This window comes from Rhizobium sp. 62_C5_N11_2 (genome assembly GCF_051811185.1).
Taxonomy (GTDB): domain Bacteria; phylum Pseudomonadota; class Alphaproteobacteria; order Rhizobiales; family Rhizobiaceae; genus Rhizobium; species Rhizobium leguminosarum.
Genome location: NZ_JBPWPW010000001.1, coordinates 2955941 through 2973170, shown reverse-complemented (window position 1 = coordinate 2973170; position 17230 = coordinate 2955941). Strand labels below are relative to the sequence as shown.

Genomic DNA, 17230 nt, shown 5'->3' with positions numbered 1-17230 from the left:
TTGCCTCATCTGGGGTAGTTCTTTGCGGGGCTTTGCTCTAAGTCCGGATGTTATTTCGCCGCAAGCTGCGGCGACGCATATTTCAATCACAGGACTGGTGTCATGGACACGCCGATCGACACGCGCAGGCTTGCGCCGACAGCCGATAATCGTTGGGGCGCACATTTCCGCGCAACGCTGGCGCTCGGCATTCCGCTGATCGGCGCGCAGCTTGCCCAGCTCGGCATCAACACCACCGACGTCATGATCGTCGGCCGGCTCGGCGCCGAGCATCTGGCGGCGATGGTGCTTGCTGCGCAGTTCCTGTTCACGATCCTGATCTTCGGCTCGGGCTTTGCCATCGCCGTCATTCCGATGGTGGCGCAGGCCTATGGCCGCGGCGACGTCGTGTCGGTGCGCCGGTCGCTGCGCATGGGTCTGTGGGTGGTGATCGCCTATTGGGTGATCATGCAGCCGGCCTTCTTCAATTCGGAGCAGATCCTTCTCTTCGCGCAGCAGAAGCCCGAGGTGGCCAAGCTCGCCCACGGCTACATCATGATCGGCCAGTTCGGCGTGCTGCCGGCGCTGCTCTTCAACGTCATGCGGGCGCTGGTCAGCGCCATCGGCAAAGCGGGTATCATCCTCAACGTCACCATCGCCACGCTGGTGATGAACGCGATCTTCGCCTATATCCTTGTCCTCGGCCATTTCGGCTTTCCGGCGATGGGGCTCGAAGGTGCTGCGATCGTTTCGGTCGTCGTGCAAACGGCCGGCTTCCTCTTCATCCTGGCTTTCGTGCAGCGGCGGGAGGAGACTCGGCGCTACGAGATCTTCGTGCGGTTCTGGAAGCCCGACTGGCATGCGCTGCTGGAGGTGATCCGGCTTGGTTTCCCGATCAGCGTCACCATCCTTGCCGAGGTCAGCCTGTTCACGGTGGCTTCGCTCCTGATGGGCTATATCGGCACGATCGAGCTTGCGGCTCATGGCATTGCCCTGCAATGGGCCTCGATCGCCTTCATGATCCCGCTCGGCCTCAGCCAGGCGGCGACGGTGCGCGTCGGTGTCGCGCACGGGCAGGGTGATTATCAGGGGCTGGTGCGCGCTTCGATTACGGTGCTCGTCCTCGCCTGCGCCATTTCGGCGGTGGGCAGCGTGCTCTTTGCCACCATGCCGCAATTCCTCGGCAGCTGGTTCCTCGACGTCAATGCGGCCGAGGCGCCCGAGGTCCTTGCCTATGCCGGGCCGCTGATCGTCGTTGCCGGGCTTTTCCAGCTCGTCGACGGGCTGCAGGTGATCGCCAATGGATTGCTGCGCGGCCTGAAGGACGCACGCGTGCCGATGATCATGGCGTTGATCGCCTACTGGCCGATCGGCTTCTTCCTCGCCTGGGCCTTTGCCTTCCCGCTGGGTTTCGGCGGCATCGGCATCTGGTTCGGCTTCCTCGTCGGGCTGGCCGCCGCCGCCGTCATGCTCTGCGCGCGCTTCTACCTTCTCCTTCGCCGCGAAGGAGTGACGGCCGGCGCCTGATATCTCCTGATCGGGCTGCGACCGGCTTGTAGCCGGCGATATCGGCGCGGATGCCGAGCCGTTCAAACATTTCCTGCGGACTAAGGTTTGCCGTCGCCCGCGCGGCGGCGATCGCTGCCTGCGCCTGCTCGAACGCCTCGGCATTTTCCCATTCGGCGATCGTCACGAAGTTGAATTCGCCGGGTCCGGCGACCTGCTCCAGGACAGAGTGTCCGGTGAATCCTTCCTGCGCCTGCAGCAAGGCATGTGTGCACACCATATGCATCAGGAACTCGTCGCGTGCCGGGGCCGGCACGGCGAACTTGTCGATCCTGTAGAAAACGCCGTTCATCCGGTTTTCTCCCGCATAAATGTTTGCAGGCAGATCTGTAGTTCCTCAAGTTAAGTTGAGGTCAACAGGCGATTAGAGAAAAAGGCCCACTTGGGTGGGCCTTCATCTGAAATGGGCATTGTTTGAAATCAGCGCTCGGCGAGCGCCGGTTCGCCCTTCTTCTCACGCACCATGTTGATGAAGCGACGGAAGAGATAGTGGCTGTCCTGCGGCCCCGGAGAGGCTTCCGGATGGTGCTGGACGGAGAAAACCTGCTTGCCGAGGACACGCAGGCCGCAATTGGTGCCGTCGAAAAGCGAAATATGAGTCTCTTCAACACCATCTGGCAGCGACTTCGAGTCGACCGCGAAGCCGTGGTTCATCGAGACGATCTCGACCTTGCCTGTGGTATGGTCCTTGACAGGGTGATTGGCGCCGTGATGGCCCTGATGCATCTTCTCGGTCTTCGCGCCGAGTGCGAGGCCCAGCATCTGGTGGCCGAGGCAGATGCCGAAGACCGGGATATCGGTCTTAACAAGCGTCTTGATCACAGGCACGGCATATTCACCGGTTGCCGCCGGATCGCCCGGGCCGTTCGACAGGAAGATGCCGTCCGGCTGCATGGCGAGCACGTCTTCGGCGCTCGTTGCCGCCGGCACAACAGTCACTTTGCAGCCGAGGCCGGCAAACAGGCGCAAGATGTTGCGCTTGACGCCGTAATCCAGGCAGACAACGTGGTATTTCGCCTCCGTCGCCTTGAGTTCACCGTAACCTTCATTCCACACCCACGGCGTTTCGGTCCATTGCGAGGACTGGCCCGACGAGGCAATCTTGGCGAGGTCGAGACCTTCGAGGCCGCTCCAGGCTTTGGCTTCAGCCTTCAGCGTCTCGATGTCGAAGACGCCGTTCGGGTCGTGGGCGATCACCGCGTTCGGGGCGCCGTTCTCGCGGATCCAGGCGGTCAGCGCCCGCGTGTCGATGCCGCAAAGGCCGATGACGCCGCGGGCCTTCAGCCATTGGTCGAGGTGTTTGGCGGCGCGGTAGTTCGAAGGGTCGGTGATGTCGGCCTTGAAGATGACGCCGACGGCGCCGTGACGGGCGGCAGGCGTCAGATCCTCGATGTCTTCATCGTTGGTGCCGATATTGCCGATATGCGGGAAGGTGAAGGTGACGATCTGGCCGAGATAGGAGGGATCCGTCAGGATCTCCTCATAGCCGGTCAGCGCGGTGTTGAAGACCACTTCGGCCGGCACCTTGCCGGTGGCGCCGATGCCCTTGCCTTCGATGACCGTGCCGTCGGCAAGAACGAGCAGGGCGGTCGGCTTCTCGATTGTCCAGGGTGCTGTCGCGGTCATCTTCATCCCGTTTCCGGCGTTCGGTGCGCGCGTTGCCGCGGCTCGCCGCCTTTTGATCTCGCAGGCGCGTGGACGCGGCAATGCCGCGCGCTTCAGGCCTGATCACGAATTTTGGTGCAGGTGGCGGTAAATAGCCACGCAATCGCTTAGCGTCAATCTTTGTAGCCGAGATTGCTGCCATTTTCCTGCGCTTTATCGCACTGACCGCGCAATTTATTTGATCCCCCGCATCAGCGTGGTTTATGAAGCGGCATCAAAACAGGAGTGAAGACCATGCTGCGCGATCAACTCGCCACCCAGCTGAAAGAGGCGATGAAGGCCAAGAATGCAGAGCGGCTTTCCACCGTCCGGCTGATCCAGGCCGCGGTCAAGGACCGCGATATCGCCAATCGCGGCATTGGCAAGGAACAGGCGAGCGACGACGAAATCCTGCAGATCCTCGCTAAGATGGTAAAGCAGCGCGACGAATCGGCAAAGATCTACGAGGAGAATTCCCGGCCGGAGCTTGCCGCCAAGGAGCGTGCCGAAATCATCGTCATTCAGGATTTCATGCCGAAGCAGCTTTCAGACAGCGAAGTGCGCGCCAACGTGTCGGCGATCATCGCCGAGACGGGTGCAGCGGGCGCCAAGGACATGGGCAAGGTGATGGCGGCGCTGAAGGAGCGTTATGCCGGCCAGATGGATTTTGCCAAGGCGTCGGCGACCGTCAAGGAACTGTTGAACTGATAAGCCTCAGATGACGAGCCTTGCCTGCGGTTCGTTACGAACCGCAGGCCGGAGCACCGCTTCCGCTGCGGCATCGATGATGGCGAATTTCGCCGCCTGATAATTCCAATATTCGCCGATGAAGTGGCTCGACAGCCAGAAGTCGCCCTTGCGGGAGGGTTCTGTCCAGCCAACGCTTTCCATGGTCGCGGCCTGCGTCAGAAGCCGCTTCAGGTGGGTGTTGGAGATCATGAACTGTTCACGGATTTCCCTGAGCGACAGAGGACCGAGAACGACGCGGTCGGCCGTCCTTGGAAATTCCGGAAGCCGCGAGATCAGGTAATCCATCACCAGGCCGCCGGAATTTGCCCAGTTGAAGAGGTTGAAGGTGGCGCCCGGATTGCGCACCGCTTCACTCCCGATGATCGCCCTTGCGATCAGCGGCTGGATTGCTGCCATCATCGCGGAGGGATCGGCGGTGATCTTATCGGCGCGCTCACCGCCGTCGAGACTGTCGAGGATCATCATATGGGCGACGAGCCATCGGGTGAAATGCTGCTCGGCGATTTCGGTGGGCTCGAGGTAGCGTGTGCGCTTGTCGGGGCCGGGAACCGGTCGCAGGAAGCGATAGGCCAGCATCTCCTGCATGAAGGCCGCGGCCGTGTTGCGGCTGGCGATGTCGTTCCTGACCGCAAAATCGATGAAGCGGCCGGAATAGAGGCCGCCGCTCTTCCCGTCGTCGGAATAACCGTAATGAAGCGCGAAGCCGGCATGGGCCATCAGCCAGCGCTGCTGCGCGGCGAAGATCGAGGCGATGCGCGGGCTCTCACGATAGATGGAGAGCATCTGATCGGCGCAATGCAGGATGGCAGCGAGAAAGCGATCGTCTGCTGCAAGATTGTCCGCGGTAAAAGCCATTTGGAGAGGTCCAGGGAGTTCGGCGCATACATCTTTCATGCGAGCGCCGCCTGTCAACGGTTTTGTTAATAAGCGGTTAATTTCAAAGGGAGAGTTGTCGCAGGGAGAGCCAAAAATTTAAGAAGGCAGGAGCTGGGGGCGCTCCTGCCTTCTTGCTCTTTGCTTCCACCGGCACGCAGGGCCGAAGCCCAAGCCGGAGGGTATTTGCAAAGGCACCCTTGCGAAGCGGCGCCGGGGGTAGGGATGGTGCTTCGCTCGGGGATCGCTTTGTTGAGATCGAACCTATTGCGGTGCGGCGGCTTATTCAAATTACAAAAAAATAATAATTGCCGGAATCGGCGGTTTGGAGGCGTCGAAGCGGACTCTCGGGAGGTGGCGCGGAGGTTGATGAGGCGCAATCATCCGAGGTGCTAATCTTTTGTTTCTAAAAGGGATTCTTCGTCTCCGTCAGAGACCGCTGCGCTTGCTGAAGTTTTTTCTGCCGGCGGAATTCCGGCTCTGAAGGGACAATAATGTCGCACCCTGTCGCAGGGGGCGATAACGCGTTGTTGATCGGATAACCGGAGCCGCCGATGACGGCCATATAGCCTGTGAATAGCGGGTTTTCATGACAAGTTTCGTGGCATGGAGCGGCAAAGCAGCTTATATGGAGGTTGGCCAAGAGGTATAAATGCGCTTTTCCAACACCTTTCTCGATGATATCCGCGACCGCGTTCCGATTTCGAACGTGATCGCGCGCCGCGTGAGCTGGGATAAGCGCAAGACGAATGTGTCGCGCGGCGATTACTGGGCCTGCTGCCCGTTCCACGGCGAGAAATCGCCGAGCTTCCACTGCGAGGACCGAAAGGGCCGCTATCACTGCTTCGGCTGTGGCGTCACCGGTGACCATTTCCGCTTTCTCACCGAGCTGGAGGGCCTGAGTTTTCCCGAGGCAGTGCAGCAGATCGCCGATATGGCAGGCGTGCCGATGCCGCTTGCCGATCCTGTGATGGAGAAGCGCGAGAAGGAGCGCGGCTCGTTGATCGACGTCATGGAAATGGCGACACAATTTTTCCAGGATCAGTTGCAGACGGCAAATGGGGCGAGGGCGCGCGCCTATCTGCGCGACCGCGGATTGACGGGGCGCACCATCGAGACCTTCCGTCTTGGCTATGCGCCCGACAGCCGCAATGCGCTCAAGGAATTCCTCGCCGGCAAGGGTGTCTCCAAGGACCAGATCGAGGCCTGCGGTCTGGTCGTCCATGAAAACGTGCCGGTTTCCTACGATCGTTTCCGCGACCGCATCATGTTCCCGATCCTTTCGTCGCGGGAAAAGGTGATCGCTTTCGGCGGCCGCGCCATGTCGGCCGACGCGCCGGCGAAATATCTGAACTCCAACGAGACGGAGCTCTTCCACAAGGGCAATGTCCTTTACAATTTCGCCCGTGCGCGGCGCGCGATCCAGGGACCGGGCCGCGGTGATCTTCAGGACGACAATGCGACCGGCACCATCATCGCCGTCGAAGGCTATATGGACGTGATCGCGCTGCATCAGGCGGGCATCGAGAATGCCGTTGCGCCGCTCGGCACAGCGCTCACCGAAAACCAGCTCGAGCTGCTCTGGAAGATGGTGCCGCAACCGGTGCTTTGCTTCGACGGCGACGGCGCCGGCATCCGCGCCGCCAATCGCGCCGCCGAACTGGCGCTGCCGCATCTGAAGCCTGGCCGTTCCGTTCGCTTTGCGCTTCTGCCCGACGGCAAGGATCCCGACGATCTCGTGCGCGATGACGGGCGCGCGCCTTTCGACAAGGTGATGAGCCAGGCAAAGCCGCTCTCCGAGATGCTTTGGAGCCGGGAGATCAACACCGGCAAGTTCGATACGCCCGAGGCGCGCGCCGAACTGGAGGCGCGGCTGAAGCAACTGGTCGCCGTCATCGTCGACGAGAACGTGCGCCGCCACTACCAGCAGGATATTCGCGACCGGCTGAACGCCTTCTTCCAGCCGCAGTTCCAGAACCGCAACAATGGCGATCGCCGTGGCGGCTTCAACGGCAATGGCAATTACCGGGCGGGCCGCGACAATGCGGGCAAGGCAGGGCCGAAAAGCCCGAGCGTCATTTCCGAAAGGCTCGCCCGCTCGGGCCCCGTGCGCGGCCACCAGAACAATACGGCGCTGCGGGAAAGCGTGCTGGCGCTGACCGTCGTCAATCACCCCTCGCTGATGATCGATGATTATGACGAGATCGCCGCGATCGAATATGACAGCCGCGAGCTGCAGCGGCTCTGGTCGGCGATGCTGGGGGCAGCCGCGGCCGTCGCCGGCCCGCATCTGACGCGCGAATATCTGACCGAAAGGCTGGAATTCGAAGGCTTCGGCCCGCTCATCAAGAGCCTCGACCAGCAGGTGCGCAATGCCCGGCTGTGGATCGCGACCGAGGAGGCGGCGATGGAGGACGCGCGTGAGGGATACCGCCAGGCGCTGGCCTCCCACAAGCGGGCGAAGGCGCTGCGCCGGCAGAAGATCGAGCTCGAGCGCGAGATCGCGCTGGCGACCGAAGCCGGCGACGGCGAGGCGATCGTTCAGCTGATGCGAGCGCAGCAGGAAGTGCATTTCGAAGGGGTGCGCCTTGAGAACCAGGAGGCAATCATCGATGGCTTCGGCGTGCTTTCCGGCCGCGTCAAAGGGGCGGCGAACCACTGATGTCGCTGACTGAACGGAATGAACCGGGTTTTTCCGCTTCCGGCGCGCTGTTTTCTTCCGGCCGCTCGCCGCTCGATATTCTCAAGCAGGTCTATGGCTATTCCTCCTTCCGCGGCAAGCAGCAGCAGGTGGTCGAGCACGTGGTTTCCGGTGGCGATGCGGTCGTGCTCTTTCCGACTGGTGCGGGCAAATCACTGTGCTTCCAGATCCCGGCGCTTTGCCGCGCTGGCGTCGGCATCATTGTTTCGCCGCTGATCGCGCTGATGCGCGATCAGGTCGAGGCGATGAAGCAGCTCGGCATCCGCGCCGCAGCACTCAATTCGTCGCTGTCGCGCGAGGAGTTCGTCGAGGTTCGCCGCGCGCTTTCGGCGGGCCAGCTCGACCTTCTCTACGTCACGCCCGAGCGCATTCTGACCGATGGTTTCCGCGAGCTGATCGCCAACGAGAAGATCGCGCTGTTTGCCATCGACGAGGCCCACTGCGTCTCGCAATGGGGCCATGATTTCCGGCCGGAATATCGCGCGCTAGGCCGGCTCGGCGAGCAATATCCCGGTGTGCCGCGCGTTGCGCTGACTGCGACGGCCGATCCGCACACACGCGACGACATCATCGAGCGGCTGGGGCTCGATGCCGCCCAGATATTCACCACCAGCTTCGACCGACCGAACATCGCCTATGAGATCGTCGAGCGTGACCAGCCGCGCCAGCAGCTGTTGCGGTTCCTGTCCGGCCACAAGGGCGACAGCGGCATCGTCTATTGTCTGTCGCGCGCCAAGGTCGAGGATACGGCCGAATGGCTGAACGGGCAGGGCATCCGCGCGCTTGCCTATCATGCCGGCATGGACAGGTCGGTTCGTGACGCCAATCAGGATGCCTTCCTCAAAGAAGAGAACCTTTGCCTGGTCGCCACCGTTGCCTTCGGGATGGGCATCGACAAGCCGAATGTGCGTTATGTCGCCCATCTCGATCTGCCGGGCTCCGTCGAGGCCTATTATCAGGAGACCGGGCGTGCCGGCCGCGACAGCCTGCCGTCCGAGGTCTGGATGGCCTATGGCATGGCCGACGTGATCCAGCGCGGCCGGATGATCGATGAGGGAAATGCCGCCGCGGAGATCAAACGGGTCGAACGCGCCAAGCTCAACGCATTGCTGGCGATCTGCGAGACCGCCTCCTGCCGTCGCCAGGCGATCCTTGCCCATTTCGGCGAGGCGCATGCCGGCCATTGCGGCAATTGCGACACCTGCCTGAAGCCGGTCGAGACCTGGGAGGGCACGGAGGCGGCGATCAAGGCGCTGGCTGCCATCTATCGCACCGGCGAGCGTTTCGGCGCTGGCCATGTCGTCGACGTGCTCCTCGGCAACGTCAACGAAAAGACCGAACGTTTCGGCCATGCCGAAATGCCGGTCTTCGGCGCCGGCAAGGATATTCCGGCGCGCGTCTGGCAGTCGGTCTTCCGCCAGTTGCTTGCCATGGGATTGATCCGCGTCGATCATGAGGCTTACGGGGCGCTGAAGCTGGAACCGGAGGCGCGCGCCGTCTTCAAGCACGAGCGACAGGTGTTCTTCCGCAAAGACCGGCCTGCCTCGGAACGGCGCACGAAGAAGGCGGAGCGCAGCGAGCGCAAATCGGGACTATCGGGCGCCGACGGCAGTCTCTTCGAGGCGCTGCGGGCCGAGCGTATGGCGATTGCGAAATCGCTCGGCGTGCCGCCCTATGTCGTCTTTCCCGATACGACGCTGATCGCCTTCGCCACCGAGAAGCCGCGCAGCCGCAAGGAATTGCTCGCCATATCAGGTGTCGGGCAGGCGAAGCTCGAACGCTACGGCGATGCCTTCCTGGAGATCATCCTGGCGCAGGACAACGGCCCGCCTGATCCTTGAGATCGGGCGAGGGGGCATGGTAGTGCTGCCTCTGAAGGAGGAGCGCCGATGGCCCAGAATATCTACGACCGACCGGAATTCTTCGCCGGATATAGCGGCATGAGACGATCCGTTCACGGGCTCGACGGGGCGTCCGAATGGCCGGCTGTGCGTGCGCTGCTGCCTGATCTTGCCGGCAAGCGTATCGTCGATCTCGGCTGCGGGTTCGGCTGGTTTTCGCGTTTCGCCGTGAATCAAGGTGCTGCAAGCGTGCTTGCGCTCGACATCTCCGAAAAGATGATCGCCAGAGCGAGGGCCGATACGGCTGAAGCCGCGATCACCTACGAGATCGCCGATCTCGAGCATCTCACGCTTGCTCAAGCTTCTTTCGATTTCGCCTACAGCTCGCTGGCGCTGCATTATATCGAGGATTTCGCCGGTCTGGTCGCGACGGTCCATCGCGCGCTTTTGCCGGGATCGCAATTCGTCTTCACCATCGAGCATCCGATCTTCATGGCGCCGACCCACCCGACCTGGGCGGCCGATGCCGAGGGGCGGCGCATCTGGCCGCTCGACCGCTATTCCGTCGAAGGTCCACGCACCACCGACTGGCTCGCCAAAGGTGTCGTCAAGCAGCACCGCAAGCTCGGCACGACGCTCAACACCTTGATCGCGGCCGGTTTTGCCATTCGCCATGTCGAGGAGTGGAGCCCGAACGAAGATGAGCTCCACGACAATCCAGATTGGGCGGAGGAGCTGGACCGGCCGATGTTCCTACTGATCTCGGTCCAGCGCTGAAGAAGACAAGCAGATGGTGATATGCTAACTCGGCTGGCGCATCGGCCCGAAATTGGAATTGATTTTCGGAAAGCACGATGCGCAAATTCAAAGTGTTACAGCGTCCTTTGCACGTCTGAAAAGACGCGCGGCGCTGTAGAGAAATCTTCACGAAGGGCCGCCCCATGACCTCGCAATTTCTCTCCCATCTCCAAGCTGAAATTTCGGCGCTGAAGGATGCCGGCCTCTATAAATCCGAGCGTGTCATCAGCTCCAAGCAGGCGGGCGAGATCGCGATTTCCACCGGCGAGCGGGTGCTGAATTTCTGCGCCAACAACTATCTCGGCCTTGCCGACAACGAGGAGCTGGCAGAGGCCGGCAAGAAGGCGCTCGACCGATACGGCTATGGCATGGCCTCGGTGCGCTTCATCTGCGGCACGCAGGAGGAGCATAAGCTGCTCGAAGCGCGCATCTCCACCTTCCTCGGCATGGAAGACACGATCCTCTATTCTTCCTGCTTCGACGCCAATGGTGGTCTCTTCGAAACGCTGCTCTCGGAGGAGGACGCGATCATCTCGGACGCGCTGAACCACGCCTCGATCATCGACGGCGTCAGGCTTTCGAAGGCCAAGCGTTTTCGCTACGCCAACAACGACATGGCGGCGCTCGAGGAGGAACTGAAAAAGGCCGAAAGCAGCCGCTTCAAACTGGTCGCCACCGACGGCGTCTTCTCGATGGACGGCATCATCGCCAATTTGGGCGGTGTTTGCGATCTCGCCGAGAAATACGGCGCGATGGTCATGGTCGATGACAGCCATGCCGTCGGTTTCGTCGGTAAGAACGGTCGCGGCTCTGCCGAACATTGCGGCGTCGAGGGCCGAATCGACATCATCACCGGCACGCTCGGCAAGGCGCTTGGCGGCGCCTCGGGCGGCTATACCTCCGCCAAGGCGGAAGTCGTCGAATGGCTGCGGCAGCGCTCGCGGCCCTATCTGTTCTCGAACACCCTGGCGCCCGTCATTGCCGCTGCCTCGCTCAAGGTTTTCGACCTCATCGAAAACGGCGATGCCTTGCGCAAGCGTCTTTCCGACAATGCGGATCTGTTCCGCACAGAGATGACCAAGCTCGGCTTCACACTTGCCGGCGAAGGCCATCCGATCATCCCCGTCATGCTGGGTGACGCCAAACTCGCCCAGGATATGGCCGGCCTGATGCTGAAGAAGGGGATCTATGTGATCGGCTTCTCCTTCCCCGTCGTGCCGAAAGGCCAGGCCCGCATCCGCACGCAGATGTCGGCGGCGCATTCGCGGGCAGATGTGGAGCGGGCGATCGCGGCCTTTGCCGAGGCAGGGCGGGAACTGGGTGTGATTTGAGAATAGCGTTGCCATCTCCCTCTTCTCCCCAGCGGGGGTCCCAAGGACGGGTCGAGACCCGCGGCTCGACCCAGGCAGAGATGTCCGTCAGGATAGAAGAGGGGGAGGAGCGAAGCGACGTTTCGAGCGGTAAGCGAGGAACAAAGTAAAGTTTATATGGCGTGCCGTGCCGCCCCCTCATCCGCCCTACGGGCACCTTCTCCCCGACGGGGAGAAGAGGGAGTCGCAAAGTCGGGCACCAGAACAAGGCGGGATATCGTTGATGTCGAACATGATGAAGGCGCTGGTCAAAGCGAAACCGGAAGTCGGGCTCTGGATGGAGAATGTGCCGGTGCCCGAGGTTGGGCCGAACGATGTGCTGATCCGGGTGAAGAAATCGGCGATCTGCGGCACCGACGTCCATATCTGGAACTGGGACCAGTGGGCACAGAAGACCATTCCGGTGCCGATGGTAGTCGGCCATGAATTCTCCGGCGAGATCGCCGAGATCGGCTCGGCGGTCACCCGCTATCATGTCGGCGAGCGGGTCTCCGGTGAGGGGCATATCGTCTGCGGCAAGTGCCGCAACTGCCGGGCGGGCAGGGGGCATCTCTGCCGAAATACGCTCGGTGTCGGCGTCAACCGCCCAGGCTCCTTCGGCGAATTCGTCTGCATTCCCGAAAGCAATGTCGTGCCGATCCCGGATGATATATCAGACGAGATCGCCGCGATCTTCGATCCGTTCGGCAATGCCGTGCACACCGCGCTTTCCTTTGATCTCGTCGGTGAGGACGTGCTCGTCACCGGTGCCGGGCCGATCGGCATCATGGGCGCGCTCGTCGCCAAGCGATCCGGCGCCCGCAAGGTCGTCATCACCGATATCAATCCACACCGGCTGGAGCTGGCACGCAAGCTCGGCATCGATCACGTCGTCGACGCATCGAAGGAAAACCTCACCGACGTCATGAAGGCGATCGGCATGACGGAGGGTTTCGACGTCGGGCTCGAAATGTCAGGGGCCGCACCTGCCTTCCGCGACATGATCGACAAGATGAACAATGGCGGCAAGATCGCCATTCTCGGCATCGCGCCGGCGGGCTTCGAGATCGACTGGAACAAGGTGATCTTCAAGATGCTCAATCTCAAGGGCATCTACGGCCGCGAGATGTTCGAGACCTGGTACAAGATGATCGCTTTCGTCCAGGGCGGCCTCGATCTCGCGCCCGTCATCACCCACCGGATCGGCATCGACGATTTCCGCGACGGCTTCGAGGCGATGCGGTCAGGCAATTCCGGCAAGGTTGTGATGGACTGGATGTAGGGAGGACGACATGCGCTATGAAGGAAGCTGCCATTGCGGCAATGTGGCTTTCGAAGTCGAAGGCGAATTCACCGAGGCGCTCGACTGCAACTGCTCGCTCTGCCGCCGGCGGGGCGGACTTCTGGCCTTCGTGCCGCGCGAGAAGCTGGTGCTGAAAACACCGGAGGACAATGTCTCGACCTACACTTTCAACCGGCATGTCATCCGGCATCACTTCTGCGCCAATTGCGGCATTGCACCGTTCGGCGAAGGCGTGGGTCCGGACGGCGCGGCAATGGCTTCGATCAATCTGCGCTGCATTCCCGCGGTCGATCTCGGCGCGCTGACAGTGAAGGCGTATGACGGCGCGGCGCGTTAGCCACTATTTCTCAGGCCGGCGCATCGGCCCGAGAATCGGAATCATTTTCGGAAAGCACGATGCGAGGATTGAAAGAGTTAGAGCGTCCTTTGTGCGTCCGAAAGGACGCAGGGCGCTCTAAAGGTGCATATACCGTCTGCACAACTGCAAAGATGATGGAAACAACTGGGTACGGCGGGCAAAATATTTGCTGCCCTTGTCTTTTGTTCGCCGCATCTTAAATAAGGGTTCGCAATCGCTGCCGCGGTTCAAAGCCTGTGGATAAGGCTTTTTCCGTATTTTTGTGGGCTTTTTTTCTGGAAAAGCTTGACGAGAACAAAAAATGTGGGAATCACCGTTCGACTTGTTGAATGGTGAACTGGGTCAAGGCGGATCGCGCAACCATGGCCGGAAATCCAAGAGCAAGAAAGCTTTGCTGTCCGGTGCCGGTAATCGTGGTTAATCAGGCTTTAAATGTCATCCCGTTAGGTGGGCAAAGGTGATTCGAGGGCGGCGCGTGCGGCGCGTCAGGCCCTGAGACAGCCCGTTCACCGTAGCGAGATTGGATAGCGTCAGGAAGGCGACGATATAAATGGCAACCAAGGTCAAAGAGAACGAAGACGCGGAAGTCGAACGCGACGGCGCAAGCGACGGCCCTCTTCTCGATCTTTCCGACGACGCGGTCAAGAAGATGATCAAGGCCGCCAAGAAGCGCGGCTATGTGACCATGGACGAGCTTAACGCGGTCCTGCCGTCCGAAGAAGTGACGTCCGAGCAGATCGAAGACACGATGTCGATGCTGTCCGACATGGGCATCAACGTCATTGAAGACGAGGAAGCCGAGGAAGCCGGTGCTTCCGGCGGCAGCGATGACGACGACGCCGGCGGCGACGAGGAGAGCGAAGGCGGCGAACTCGCGCCTTCGAGCGGCACGGCGCTGGCGACCGCCAAGAAAAAAGAACCGACCGACCGTACCGACGATCCGGTTCGCATGTACCTGCGCGAGATGGGCTCGGTAGAGCTTCTTTCCCGCGAGGGCGAAATCGCGATCGCCAAGCGCATCGAGGCCGGCCGCGAGACGATGATCGCGGGTCTCTGCGAGAGCCCGCTGACCTTCCAGGCGCTGATCATTTGGCGTGACGAACTCAACGAAGGCACGACGCTGCTGCGCGAGATCATCGATCTCGAAACGACCTATTCCGGCCCTGAAGCCAAGGCTGCGCCGCAGTTCCAGAGCCCGGAGAAGATCGAAGCCGATCGCAAGCTCGCAGAAGAGAAGGAAAAGACCCGTCGCGCCCGCTCCGGCGACGACGACATCACCGATGTCGGCGGCGAAGGCCTGCCTCCCGAGGAGGAGGAAGAGGACGAGGACGAATCCAACCTTTCGCTGGCGGCGATGGAAGCCGAGCTTCGCCCGCAGGTGATGGAGACGCTCGATACGATCGCCGAGACCTATAAGAAGCTGCGCAAGCTGCAGGACCAGCAGGTCGAGCAGCGGCTGTCGGCTTCCGGCACGCTGTCCACTGCCCAGGAGCGCCGTTACAAGGAACTCAAAGATGAGCTCATCAAGGCTGTCAAATCTCTGTCCTTGAACCAGAACCGCATCGACGCCCTCGTCGAGCAGCTCTACGACATCAACAAGCGCCTCGTTTCCAACGAGGGCCGCCTGCTGCGTCTGGCCGAATCCTACGGCGTCAAGCGCGACTCCTTCCTGGAGCAATACCAGGGCGCCGAGCTCGATCCGAACTGGATGAAGTCGATCGGCAATCTGGCCGCCCGCGGCTGGAAGGAATTCGCCAGGGGCGAAAACACGACGATCCGTGACATCCGCCAGGAAATCCAGAATCTGGCGACCGAAACCGGTATCTCGATCTCGGAATTCCGCCGCATCGTTCATATGGTGCAGAAGGGCGAGCGCGAAGCGCGTATCGCCAAGAAGGAAATGGTCGAAGCGAACCTTCGCCTGGTCATCTCCATCGCCAAGAAGTACACGAACCGCGGCCTGCAGTTCCTCGACCTCATTCAGGAAGGCAATATCGGCCTGATGAAGGCGGTCGACAAGTTCGAATACCGCCGCGGTTACAAGTTCTCGACCTATGCGACATGGTGGATCCGCCAGGCGATCACCCGTTCGATCGCCGACCAGGCCCGCACGATCCGCATTCCGGTGCACATGATCGAGACGATCAACAAAATCGTCCGCACGTCGCGCCAGATGCTGCACGAGATCGGCCGCGAGCCGACGCCGGAAGAACTGGCCGAAAAGCTCGCCATGCCGCTCGAAAAGGTCCGCAAGGTCCTGAAGATCGCCAAGGAGCCGATCTCGCTCGAAACCCCGGTGGGCGACGAAGAGGATTCGCATCTCGGCGATTTCATCGAGGACAAGAACGCGCTGCTGCCGATCGACGCCGCCATTCAGGCGAACCTGCGCGAGACGACGACCCGCGTTCTCGCCTCGCTGACGCCGCGCGAAGAACGTGTTCTGCGCATGCGCTTCGGCATCGGCATGAACACCGACCACACGCTCGAAGAAGTCGGCCAGCAGTTCTCGGTCACCCGCGAACGTATCCGCCAGATCGAGGCGAAGGCGCTGCGCAAGCTGAAGCATCCGAGCCGCTCCAGAAAGCTGCGCTCGTTCCTCGACAGCTGAGGGACGACAAGATCTCTACGATTGCGAAAGCCGGGCTTCATGTCCGGCTTTTTCTTTCGATCTTTGCGCCACTGCCGCACACTTTTGGGCGACATGCCTAATACCAATGATCCCGGCGGCTTTCTTGTCGCTTGGTGGTGACAAGATTATAGTCCGGCCACGGGGGAAGAAATCGATCGCGATGCGCGAGCGAGGACCGACGCATGCCCGTGTCGGGCGAATCCTCCGCTGGGAGGTGCAAAATGACCACTTACATTGTGTTGATCAACTGGACGGACCAAGGTGTGCGCAATGTTCGCGACTCGTCAAAACGGCTGGATGCGGCGAAGAAGCTGCTCGGCGACATGGGCGGCTCCTTCAACCAGTTCTTTCTGACGATGGGCGGCCACGACATGGTGGCTGTCTGCGAAGCGCCTGACGATGCCGTCATGGCGCGGTTTGGCCTCTCGCTGGCGATGGGCGGCAATGTCCGCACCCAGACACTGAAGGCATTCCCGGAGGCGGCCTATCGAGAGATCATCGGCTCGCTTGGTTGATCGCGACAAAGGAACGCTATCGGGGATCATAAGCGTTGCGCAACTCGCGTCAGACTGGCACTGTCGCCCTGTCCTTAATTCCTCGTGGCGTATCGGCAGGGCTCTTGATGAAAGCGTTCCCGGGTTTTATGGCCGCCTTCGATTGTCCGACAGCTGCTTCCTGAGCGATGGCACTGGTGTGGGAAAATCGGGACGAAGGCATCGAGCGGGGCGCTTTCGCCTCGTTCGCTCTGCATGCCGTCATGCTTGCACTGCTGCTCCTGCTGCTTCCGAGACCTGAGCCGCCGGCACCGTTGCCGGACGACGGCATTACGGTTGATATCGTTCCCGAAGTCGCCAAACCTTCTGCGATAGCGCAGCGGGTCGAGACGCCTGCACCCACTACGGCAAAGCCGGACGCGAGTGCGTCGGTCCAGGAGATCGCTCCGCCGCATCAGGAGGAGGCGCCGACGGCCGCGAGGTCGCCTGAAGTGGCTTCCGTCCCTCCGGTGCCGCCGAAGCCTGGTGTATTCGTCCAGGCGGGCCAGCTGTTTTCGGAGACGGTGTTGTCAGATTCGCGCAGCCGGCGCGCCCGCGAGGCGCTGCGCGGCCTTGCCGGCAGCGAGCGCAATCTACAGCTTTGTGATCTGGAGGCGATGGAGCAGGTGCGCCGGGCGCAGCCGGCGATGGCGCCGGATGCGCTCGCGCCCTATGCGATGGCGGCGGAAAAGGTCACCGGCAACAGGGTCGAGGTGAAGGGCGGCGCCTTCCGCAGCAAACGGAAGTGGTACAATATTCAGTTCAAATGCCAACTCGATGCCGGCTCCGGCAAGGTCGCTTCCTTCGCCTTTCTCATCGGCGATGCCATTCCGCAAAGCGAATGGCAGGCGCATGATCTGGTGGCCGACGATGGAGCCGCCGACCAATGACACTATAGCGTAGCGC

13 protein-coding genes and 1 pseudogene are annotated in these 17230 nt (G+C 61.4%); 11 read left to right on the top strand and 3 right to left on the bottom strand.

Annotation, left to right across the window (positions count from 1 at the left end; translation table 11 throughout):
• The first annotated feature begins 102 nt into the window (after positions 1–102).
• A complete protein-coding gene (locus tag AB8B31_RS14975) occupies positions 103–1506 on the top strand; it encodes an MATE family efflux transporter (protein WP_018446635.1) in 1404 nt (467 codons plus the stop codon).
• A 13-nt stretch (positions 1507–1519) separates the two neighbouring features.
• Here the strand turns inward: AB8B31_RS14975 and AB8B31_RS14970 are convergent.
• Both AB8B31_RS14970 and carA read right to left on the bottom strand, forming a co-directional pair.
• A pseudogene (locus tag AB8B31_RS14970) lies at positions 1520–1837 on the bottom strand (antibiotic biosynthesis monooxygenase); the annotation flags it as partial.
• Between the two features lie 128 nt (positions 1838–1965).
• Positions 1966–3171: a glutamine-hydrolyzing carbamoyl-phosphate synthase small subunit gene (carA, locus tag AB8B31_RS14965; protein WP_026230698.1), complete on the bottom strand. Its 1206-nt coding sequence runs from the start codon at positions 3169–3171 to the stop codon at positions 1966–1968.
• A 273-nt stretch (positions 3172–3444) separates the two neighbouring features.
• Here carA and AB8B31_RS14960 point away from each other — a divergent pair, with 273 nt between their 5' ends.
• Positions 3445–3897 (top strand): GatB/YqeY domain-containing protein, encoded by a 453-nt coding sequence (locus AB8B31_RS14960; protein WP_130652814.1) that lies wholly within the window; start codon positions 3445–3447, stop codon positions 3895–3897.
• A gap of 6 nt (positions 3898–3903) precedes the next feature.
• On the opposite strand, the gene AB8B31_RS14955 is transcribed toward AB8B31_RS14960, so the two are convergent.
• Positions 3904–4794 (bottom strand): hypothetical protein, encoded by an 891-nt coding sequence (locus AB8B31_RS14955; protein ID WP_130652813.1) that lies wholly within the window; start codon positions 4792–4794, stop codon positions 3904–3906.
• A 670-nt stretch (positions 4795–5464) separates the two neighbouring features.
• Here AB8B31_RS14955 and dnaG point away from each other — a divergent pair.
• From dnaG to AB8B31_RS14910, 9 genes are all read left to right on the top strand, one after another.
• Positions 5465–7474: a DNA primase gene (dnaG, locus tag AB8B31_RS14950; RefSeq protein ID WP_130652812.1), complete on the top strand. Its 2010-nt coding sequence runs from the start codon at positions 5465–5467 to the stop codon at positions 7472–7474.
• Complete coding sequence (gene recQ / locus AB8B31_RS14945) at positions 7474–9354, top strand: DNA helicase RecQ (protein ID WP_439007461.1); 1881 nt, start codon at positions 7474–7476, stop codon at positions 9352–9354. The genes dnaG and recQ overlap by 1 nt, the downstream gene beginning before the upstream one ends.
• 48 nt (positions 9355–9402) lie before the next feature.
• Positions 9403–10131: a class I SAM-dependent methyltransferase gene (locus tag AB8B31_RS14940; RefSeq protein ID WP_112904278.1), complete on the top strand. Its 729-nt coding sequence runs from the start codon at positions 9403–9405 to the stop codon at positions 10129–10131.
• A gap of 164 nt (positions 10132–10295) precedes the next feature.
• The gene (locus AB8B31_RS14935; protein ID WP_130652810.1) at positions 10296–11483 is read left to right on the top strand and encodes a glycine C-acetyltransferase; all 1188 of its coding nucleotides are present in this window, start codon (positions 10296–10298) and stop codon (positions 11481–11483) included.
• Between the two features lie 262 nt (positions 11484–11745).
• On the top strand, positions 11746–12783 hold the full coding sequence (gene tdh, locus AB8B31_RS14930; RefSeq protein WP_130717301.1) for an L-threonine 3-dehydrogenase: 1038 nt from the start codon (positions 11746–11748) through the stop codon (positions 12781–12783).
• Between the two features lie 10 nt (positions 12784–12793).
• Entirely contained in the window at positions 12794–13141 is a 348-nt protein-coding gene (locus tag AB8B31_RS14925; RefSeq protein ID WP_130652808.1) for a GFA family protein, read from the top strand.
• Positions 13142–13712: 571 nt separating this feature from the next.
• On the top strand, positions 13713–15770 hold the full coding sequence (gene rpoD / locus AB8B31_RS14920; protein ID WP_018074040.1) for an RNA polymerase sigma factor RpoD: 2058 nt from the start codon (positions 13713–13715) through the stop codon (positions 15768–15770).
• Positions 15771–16012: 242 nt separating this feature from the next.
• On the top strand, positions 16013–16306 hold the full coding sequence (locus tag AB8B31_RS14915; RefSeq protein WP_018242976.1) for a GYD domain-containing protein: 294 nt from the start codon (positions 16013–16015) through the stop codon (positions 16304–16306).
• Positions 16307–16473: 167 nt separating this feature from the next.
• On the top strand, positions 16474–17214 hold the full coding sequence (locus AB8B31_RS14910) for a DUF930 domain-containing protein (RefSeq protein ID WP_130652807.1): 741 nt from the start codon (positions 16474–16476) through the stop codon (positions 17212–17214).
• Positions 17215–17230: the final 16 nt, after the last annotated feature.